We start from the raw sequence: 8,044 nt of genomic DNA on the forward strand, positions 1-8,044 counted from the left end.
GCTCGACTGGTACAACTACCACCGACCCCACACCGGCATCGGCGGCCACACCCCAGCCAGCCGCGTCACCAACCTCCTCAAACAACACACCTAGCGCCGTACGAAGCGCGTCAGCGACACGGCGGTCGCCGCGTGGAGCAGCGCCACGCCGACGACGAGCAGGCCCGACCTGCCGTCCGGCGGCAACATCAGGGCTGCAACGGCCGCGGCACCGACGTACGCGACGTTGAAGAGCATGTCGTAGACGGCGAAGACACGGCCGCGGAAGCCGTCGTCCACGGAGGACTGCACCACGGTGTCCGTCGAGATCTTGGCTGCCTGGGTGCTGAGACCGAGCACGAAGGCCGCCATCAGCATCGGCCCGTACGCGAAGGCCAGCCCCAGGGCAGGAGCCAGCACGGCCGACAGTCCCGCACAGCACGCCATCCAGGCCAAGGGTCTGATCCGGGCCACGACCGGCGGCGTGATGACCGCCGCGGCGAAGAAGCCGGCTCCCGACACGCCGACGGCGATGCCGAGGAGCGCCAGCCCGTCCGATTCGTCATCGGCCCAGGCGTACCGGCACAGCATCAGCACCATCACCGTCAGCGCCCCGTAGCAGAAGCGCAACGCGGTCATCGCCGTCAGTGCCGCCGCGGCCGTGCGGCGCTCCGCAAGGTGACGCAGCCCCTCCACCAGGCCACGGGCGGTGCTCGTCAGGGTTGCGCCCAAGCGGGCCTGGAGCTGCGGGGGTTCGGGTCCGAGCAATTCCGGGGCCATCCGCAGCGAGACACCGGCGGCGCCGAGATAGAGAACCGCCGCCAGCACCACGACGACCGAGTTGGACTCGACTCCCGCCATGCGAGCGGCGAAGGCCAGGCCGCCGCCCGCGGTGGTCGCGAGGGTGCCGGCGGTCGGGGAGAGGGAGTTGGCCACCACCAGCTGCTCCGTGCCGGCGACCACGCGGGGCAGCGCGGCCGAGAGCCCGGCCAGGACGAAGCGGTTGACGGCCATGACGGACAGGGCGGACGCGTAGAAGAGCCAGTCCGGGACCTGTGCGGTGATCAGAGCCGCGGTACCGGTGGCCAGTGCGGTGCGCAGCAGATTGCCGTACAGCAGGACCTGCCGGCGCCTCCAGCGGTCGAGGAGGACGCCCGCGAAGGGGCCGAGGAGCGAGTACGGAAGCAGCAGCACGGCCATGGCGGAGGCGATGGCCGCGGGGGATGCCTGTTTCTCGGGTGAGAAGACGACGTACGTGGCGAGCGCCACCTGGTAGACGCCGTCGGCGGCTTGGGAGAGCAGCCGTACGGCCAGCAGGGAGCGGAAGTCGCGCAGCTGGAGCAGTACGCGGAGGTCACGCACAACGGGCATGTGGTCCAGCCTCACACAGCTCACAGGCCCCCGGACGGAATTTCCGGGGGCCTGTGAGCACGGGGGACGGACGCGGTGCTTAGCGCTCGACCTCGCCCTTGATGAACTTCTCGACGTTCGCGTGCGCCTCGTCGTCGAAGTACTGCACCGGCGGCGACTTCATGAAGTACGAGGAGGCGGAGAGCACCGGGCCGCCGATGCCGCGGTCCTTGGCGATCTTCGCGGCACGCAGGGCGTCGATGATGACACCCGCGGAGTTCGGGGAGTCCCAGACCTCCAGCTTGTACTCCAGGTTCAGCGGGACGTCACCGAAGGCACGGCCCTCCAGACGCACATAGGCCCACTTGCGGTCGTCCAGCCAGGCGACGAAGTCCGACGGACCGATGTGGACGTTGTCCTCGCCCAGCTCGCGGTCGCGGATCTGCGAGGTGACGGCCTGGGTCTTGGAGATCTTCTTGGACTCCAGACGCTCCCGCTCGAGCATGTTCTTGAAGTCCATGTTGCCGCCGACGTTCAGCTGCATCGTGCGGTCCAGGACGACGCCCCGGTCCTCGAAGAGCTTGGCCATCACACGGTGCGTGATCGTGGCGCCGACCTGGGACTTGATGTCGTCTCCGACGATCGGCACGCCCGCCTCGGTGAACTTGTCCGCCCACTCCTTGGTGCCGGCGATGAAGACCGGGAGGGCGTTGACGAAGGCGACCTTGGCGTCGATGGCGCACTGGGCGTAGTACTTCGCGGCGTCCTCGGAGCCGACGGGCAGGTAGCACACCAGGACGTCGACCTGCTGGTCCTTGAGGACCTGGACGATGTCCACGGGCGCCTCGTCGGACTCCTCGATGGTCTGGCGGTAGTACTTGCCCAGGCCGTCGAGGGTGTGTCCGCGCTGGACGGTCACACCGGAGTTCGGCACGTCGCAGATCTTGATGGTGTTGTTCTCGCTGGCACCGATGGCGTCCGCCAGGTCGAGGCCGACCTTCTTGGCATCGACGTCGAAAGCGGCCACGAACTCGACGTCACGCACGTGGTAGTCGCCGAACTGCACGTGCATCAGGCCGGGCACGCGGCTGTCCGGGTCTGCGTCCTTGTAGTACTCGACGCCCTGTACCAGCGAGGCGGCGCAGTTGCCCACGCCGACGATGGCTACGCGAACCGAACCCATTCCGGTTGCTCCCTGTGATCTCGACAAGGTCCCGCGAACCGCGGTGACCTCATGTGGTGGTGTCATCGGACGGATCCGGCCGGGAACCACCCCGACGCCGGGGCAGGCCGCCCGTGTCTCCTGACGTGTCCTTCTGGTCCTGCTCCGCGGGGTCCGCGGCGCGCTGATCACGTCCGGCGCGCTCGCTCTCGATCAGCTCGTTGAGCCACCGGACCTCGCGTTCCACGGACTCCATGCCGTGCCGCTGCAGTTCGAGGGTGTAATCGTCCAGCCGCTCGCGCGAGCGTGCCAAGGAGGTGCGCATCTTTTCGAGGCGCTCCTCCAGCCGGCTGCGGCGCCCTTCGAGGACCCGCATCCGTACGTCGCGCGAGGTCTGCCCGAAGAAGGCGAAGCGGACGCCGAAGTGCTCGTCCTCCCACGCGTCCGGGCCGGAGTGGGCGAGCAGCTCCTCGAAGTGGCCCTTCCCCTCCGCCGTCAACCGGTAGACGATCTTCGCCCGGCGGCCGGTGAGGGACGCGGGCGCGGGTTCCGGGGAACCGCCCGTCTCCTCGGTCAGCCAACCGTTGGCGACCAGCGCCTTCAGGCAGGGGTAGAGGGTGCCGTAGCTGAACGCACGGAAGACCCCCAGCGAGGTGTTGAGCCGTTTGCGCAGCTCGTAACCGTGCATGGGGGACTCGCGGAGCAGTCCGAGGACGGCGAACTCAAGGATGCCGGACCGCCTGCTCATGCCCGCCTCCTTGGTCTCGTGCGTTCTTTATGCCGAGCTGATGTATCGATCCGATACATCCAGACGATAGATCGGGCCCACCGGAGGAACAAGAGGGGGGACGGTGAACGCCGTCACATCAGCGTTTCGTTCTACCCAACCTGACTGATTTGGAGTGAATTTCAACAGTGGGCAGGTTTTGGCCGTGCGTAGTCTGTGCGCCATGCAGACTGCCGGGAACCGTGGGGCGGAACATGACGTCCCCGTCCTCGGTGTAGTGCGACCCCATGCGCCATATGGGTGCCGTACGTCGGGGGGACCTGAAGCCAACTGCCGCCTTCAGGCGACGAGATAGATAGCGCGCCTGCCCGAGGAGTATTCGTTCCATGAGCGAGCACCGTCGCAAACCGCCCCAGCCGCAGGGCGGCGGACGTGCTGCGGCCCGACGAGCCGCACAGCAACCATCCGGGCGCCGTGCCGCGCCCAATCGTGACTCCGCACCCGCCCCCGGCCCCGATGACGGAGCGTACGGGCAGGAACGGACGGCCGGCGGCAGAGCCGAAGCCCGGCGTGCCGCGCAACGCGGCGGCCGACGACGCGCTTCCGACACGGCGGCGATGGCCTCGGGCAGTGGTCATGGCGGCCGCGGTGGTGGCCGCCGCACCGGTGGCGGTGGCGGCGACGAAGGCGGCCGCGGGCGGGGCCGGGGAGCGGGCAGGCCCGGCAAGAAGCGGCTCATCGATTACCCGCGCTCGGGCAAGATCGGCTGGCGTCGGTTCGTGCCCTCGTGGAAGCAGGTCCTCACCACCTGCATCGGTTTTCTGGCGCTTCTCGTCGGCGCGTCCGGTCTCGCACTCGCCTACGTGGACATCCCGGACCCGCAGCAGGCGTCGCAGCTGCAGAAGAACGTCTATTACTGGTCCAACGGCAAGCCGATGGTCGTCGCCGGCGGTGGTGAACTCAACCGGCAGATCGTGCCCATCACCTCGATCCCCGAGTCCATGCAGAACGCGGTGATCTCCGCCGAGAACGCCTCGTTCTACGAGGACTCCGGCGTCGACCCGATGGGCATCGCGCGTGCGGTCTTCAACATGGCCAAGGGCGGTGAGACCCAGAGTGGCTCCACCATCACCCAGCAGTACGTGAAGAACACGTACCTCGACCAGTCACAGACCCTCAAGCGCAAGCTCACCGAGCTGTTCATCTCGGTGAAGGTGGGCATCAAGGAGAAGAAGTCCGACATCCTGGCCGGTTACCTCAACACCGCGTATTACGGGCGCGGTGCGTACGGCATCCAGGCCGCGTCCCGGGCGTACTACGGCAAGGACTGCGACAAGCTCACTCCCAGCGAGGGCGCGTTCCTGGCCACGCTGCTCAACGGCCCCAACCTCTACGACCCGTACATCGCGACGGAGGCCAAGGGAGCGAACCTCAAGCGCGCCGAGGCCCGCTGGAAGTGGACGCTGGACCGTGAGGTCGAGGTCAAGCGGATGGAAAAGGCGGATCGGGACAAGATCAAGGAATTCCCGATGCCCAAGAAGCCCAAGAAGGCCATGGACCTCCGCGGCCAGAAGGGCTACCTGGTCGACCTTGCCAACAACTACATCACCGCGAACACCAAGATCACGGACGTCATGCTGAAGAAGGGCGGCTACGAGATCCACACGACCTTCGACGAGAAGAAGGTCAACGAGCTCGCGGAGTCCGTGGACAAGGTCACCAAGGAGCACATCAAGCCGGACAAGCGCGAGGTGGACAAGTACGTCCAGTTCGGCGGCGCCTCGGTGGAACCGGGCACCGGCAAGATCGTCGCCATCTACGGCGGCAAGGACGCGACCCAGCACTACACCAACAACGCCGATTACACCGGTGTCCAGGTCGGTTCGACGTTCAAGCCGTTCGTACTGGCGGCGGCGATGAGTGACGGTGTGCAGGACAAGCACAATCCTCAACGGCGCACGCGAGTCTCACCGAACAGCATCTACAACGGTGACAACAAGCTGAAGCTGCTCAATTACGACGGGACCGTCTGGCACGACAAGGACGGCAAGGAGTGGCACCAGGCGAACGACGGCAACGAGAACCGCGGAAAGATCACCCTCCGCACCGCCATGCAGTTCTCGGTGAACACCCCCTACATCCAGCTCGGCATGGACGTGGGCCGCGACAAGGTGAAGGGAGCAGCCATCGCCGCCGGTCTCCGTGACGACCAGAGCATGGCGAAGACCACCCCGACCTACTCGCTGGGCACCTCGGCGCCGAGCGCGATCCGGCTGGCCGGCGCGTACGCCACCTTCGCCGCCAGCGGTCAACAGGACGACCCGTATTCGGTCGAGTCCGTCGAGAAGGACGGCAAGACCATGTACGAGCACGAGAAGAAGCCCAAGACGGGTTTCAGCGCGGCGGTCGCGGACAATGTGACGGACGTCCTGAAGACCGTGGTGGAGAAGGGCACCGGTACGGCCGCGAAGCTGCCCGACGGACGCGAGGCGGCCGGCAAGACCGGTACCACCGACGACAACAAGTCGGCCTGGTTCGCCGGGTACACCAAGCAGATGGCCACCACGATCGGCATGTGGCGGGTGGATGACCAGGCCAAGCAGCAGCAGTTCCTGAAGATGTACGGCGTCGGTGGTGAGGAGAAGATCCACGGTGCGTCGTTCCCGGCCCGTATCTGGGCGGACTACATGGCGCAGGTCATGAAGGGCCAGAAGCTCGAACGGTTCCCGGACCCCGCGCCGATCGGCCAGACGGTCTACGGAGACGGTATGAGCCCGTCCCCGAAGCCCACCCCGTCCGCTCCCCCGCCGAGCTCGCCGACGCCCACCCCGTCCAAGTCGGCACCGTCCAGTCCTCCCCCCAGCCCCAAGCCGTCCAACACGTGTGCGGACTGGGACCTCAACTGCCGGAACAACGGCGGAGCGAACGGCGGTGGCGAGACCGGCGGACGTCCCGGCGGTGGGAACTCCGGCGGCACCACCGCAACGCCCGATCCGAGCACCGGGGGGCCCGGAGGTGACGACGGCGGCATCTTCGGCTACCCGGCCGGCGGTGGCACGTCGGGTGGACGGCGCGATTGACCGGTGACTGTTTCACGTGAAACGTGACGGAGAAGCCCCCGGACCCGTGCATACGGGCCGGGGGCTTCTCCGTGTTCGGCCCAGGGCTGTACGGCAGGATGGGCGCATGACGAGCGTGCGACAGGACGAGCCGGTGCGGCCGACGCGGCGGGACGAGGTGGCGGCGGCCGGAAGCGAGCTGATCGGTGGTCCTGCCGGGCGGCGCGCGCTCTTCGGCACGGGCTGGTGGTCTCCCGTACGCGTCATCGCGCTCGTCCTGATCGGGATGTTCGCACTCGGCATGGTGCAGAAACTGCCGTGCTACGAGAGCGGCTGGTTCTTCGGCGCCACCAGCCAGTACACCCACGCCTGCTACTCCGACATCCCGCACCTGTACGCGGGACGCGGCTTCGCCGACGGGCTGATCCCGTACTTCGACAAGCTCCCCGGCGACATGGACTACCTCGAATACCCGGTGCTGACCGGCGTGTTCATGGAGGTCGCCGCCTGGATGACCCCGCACGGCGGCTCCATCCAGAACCGTGAGCAGATCTACTGGCTGGTGAACGCCGGCATGCTGATGGCCTGCGCGGCGGTCCTCGCCGTCTGTGTGGCCCGTACCCACCGCCGACGCCCCTGGGACGGCCTGCTGGTCGCCCTCGCACCCGCCCTCGCGCTCACCGCCACCATCAACTGGGACCTCCTGGCCGTCGCGCTGACCGCCGTCGGGATGCTGATGTGGTCGCGCAGCCGGGCCCTCGCGTCAGGCGTCTTCATCGGGCTGGCGACCGCCGCGAAGCTGTATCCGGTGCTGCTGCTCGGGCCGCTGCTCGTGCTGTGCTGGCGGGCCGGACAGTGGCGGGCCTACGGCAAGGCCGTGGCCGGAACCGTGGCCGCGTGGCTGGTGGTCAACGTGCCGGTGATGATCACGCACGACGCCTCCGGATTCCACATCCGGGAGGGCTGGGCGAAGTTCTACACCTTCAGCCAGGAGCGGCCCATCGACTTCGGTTCGGTCTGGCTGCTCCTCTCGCAGCGGACCGGCAACCCACTGGAGGACGCGAACACCTACGCGACGCTGCTGATGCTCGTCGGATGCGGCGCCCTGGCCCTGCTCACCTTCTACGCGCCGCGCCGGCCGCGGTTCGCGCAGCTCGCCTTCCTGGTCGTCGCACTGTTCATCCTCACCAACAAGGTCTACTCGCCGCAGTACGTACTCTGGCTGATCCCGCTCGCCGCGCTCGCGCGACCGCGATGGCGCGACTTCCTGGTGTGGCAGGCGTGCGAGGTCTTGTACTTCCTCGGCATCTGGCTGTACCTCGCCTATACCGGCAACGGTGACAAGCACCAAGGGCTGCCGCTGGAGGGCTACCAGCTGGCCATAGCGCTGCACCTGCTGGGGACGCTGTACCTGTGCGCCGTGGTGGTACGCGACGTACTGCTGCCGGAGCGGGACATCGTCCGCAAAGACGGTGACGACGACCCGTCGGGTGGCGTGCTGCAACACGCACCGGACGTCTTCGTGCTCGGCCGCGCACATCCCCTGCCACGGCACGCTGTGCAGTTCGAGGGGGCGTCACTGGTGCACTGGGGAGCGACACGGGACTCGCTGCGCAGGTAACCACGCACACGGGACGGGCCCGGGGGGGGGGGGGGGGGGGGGTTGTGGGGGGGGGGGGGGGGGTGGGGGGGGGGGGGGGAGGGGGGAGGGGGGGGGAGGGGGGGGGGAGGGGGGGGGGGGGGTGGGGGATGGGTCAAAAACCCCCT

At 67.9% G+C, this 8,044-nt stretch carries 5 protein-coding genes; 2 read left to right on the plus strand and 3 right to left on the minus strand.

The features are described 5' to 3' along the window. Window positions 1–90: 90 nt before the first annotated feature. The 3 genes from ACZ53K_RS42290 to ACZ53K_RS42300 all read right to left on the minus strand — a co-directional run bounded on the left by ACZ53K_RS42290 (window position 91) and on the right by ACZ53K_RS42300 (window position 3,239). Entirely contained in the window at window positions 91–1,350 is a 1,260-nt protein-coding gene (locus ACZ53K_RS42290) for an MFS transporter (protein WP_468848374.1), read from the minus strand. A gap of 79 nt (window positions 1,351–1,429) precedes the next feature. Continuing rightward, window positions 1,430–2,512, minus strand: a complete 1,083-nt coding sequence (locus ACZ53K_RS42295; protein ID WP_468848377.1) for an inositol-3-phosphate synthase — start codon at window positions 2,510–2,512, stop codon at window positions 1,430–1,432. A 49-nt stretch (window positions 2,513–2,561) separates the two neighbouring features. Beyond that, window positions 2,562–3,239: a PadR family transcriptional regulator gene (locus ACZ53K_RS42300; protein WP_468848380.1), complete on the minus strand. Its 678-nt coding sequence runs from the start codon at window positions 3,237–3,239 to the stop codon at window positions 2,562–2,564. Between the two features lie 365 nt (window positions 3,240–3,604). Here ACZ53K_RS42300 and ACZ53K_RS42305 point away from each other — a divergent pair, with 365 nt between their 5' ends. Both ACZ53K_RS42305 and ACZ53K_RS42310 read left to right on the plus strand, forming a co-directional pair. Next, window positions 3,605–6,298, plus strand: coding sequence for a transglycosylase domain-containing protein (locus tag ACZ53K_RS42305; protein ID WP_468848382.1), 2,694 nt, complete (start codon window positions 3,605–3,607; stop codon window positions 6,296–6,298). A 106-nt stretch (window positions 6,299–6,404) separates the two neighbouring features. Further along, complete coding sequence (locus ACZ53K_RS42310; RefSeq protein ID WP_468848384.1) at window positions 6,405–7,898, plus strand: glycosyltransferase family 87 protein; 1,494 nt, start codon at window positions 6,405–6,407, stop codon at window positions 7,896–7,898. Window positions 7,899–8,044 lie beyond the last annotated feature (146 nt).

Source organism: Streptomyces sp. NPDC033221, from assembly GCF_055577005.1.

Excerpts from the sequence above, each read along its gene's own strand:
- ACZ53K_RS42290 (WP_468848374.1), bottom strand. The coding sequence starts at position 1,350 with ATGCCCGTTGTGCGTGACCTCCGCGTACTGCTCCAGCTGCGCGACTTC.
- ACZ53K_RS42310 (WP_468848384.1), top strand. The coding sequence starts at position 6,405 with ATGACGAGCGTGCGACAGGACGAGCCGGTGCGGCCGACGCGGCGGGAC.
- ACZ53K_RS42295 (WP_468848377.1), bottom strand. The coding sequence starts at position 2,512 with ATGGGTTCGGTTCGCGTAGCCATCGTCGGCGTGGGCAACTGCGCCGCC.
- ACZ53K_RS42305 (WP_468848382.1), top strand. The coding sequence starts at position 3,605 with ATGAGCGAGCACCGTCGCAAACCGCCCCAGCCGCAGGGCGGCGGACGT.
- ACZ53K_RS42300 (WP_468848380.1), bottom strand. The coding sequence starts at position 3,239 with ATGAGCAGGCGGTCCGGCATCCTTGAGTTCGCCGTCCTCGGACTGCTC.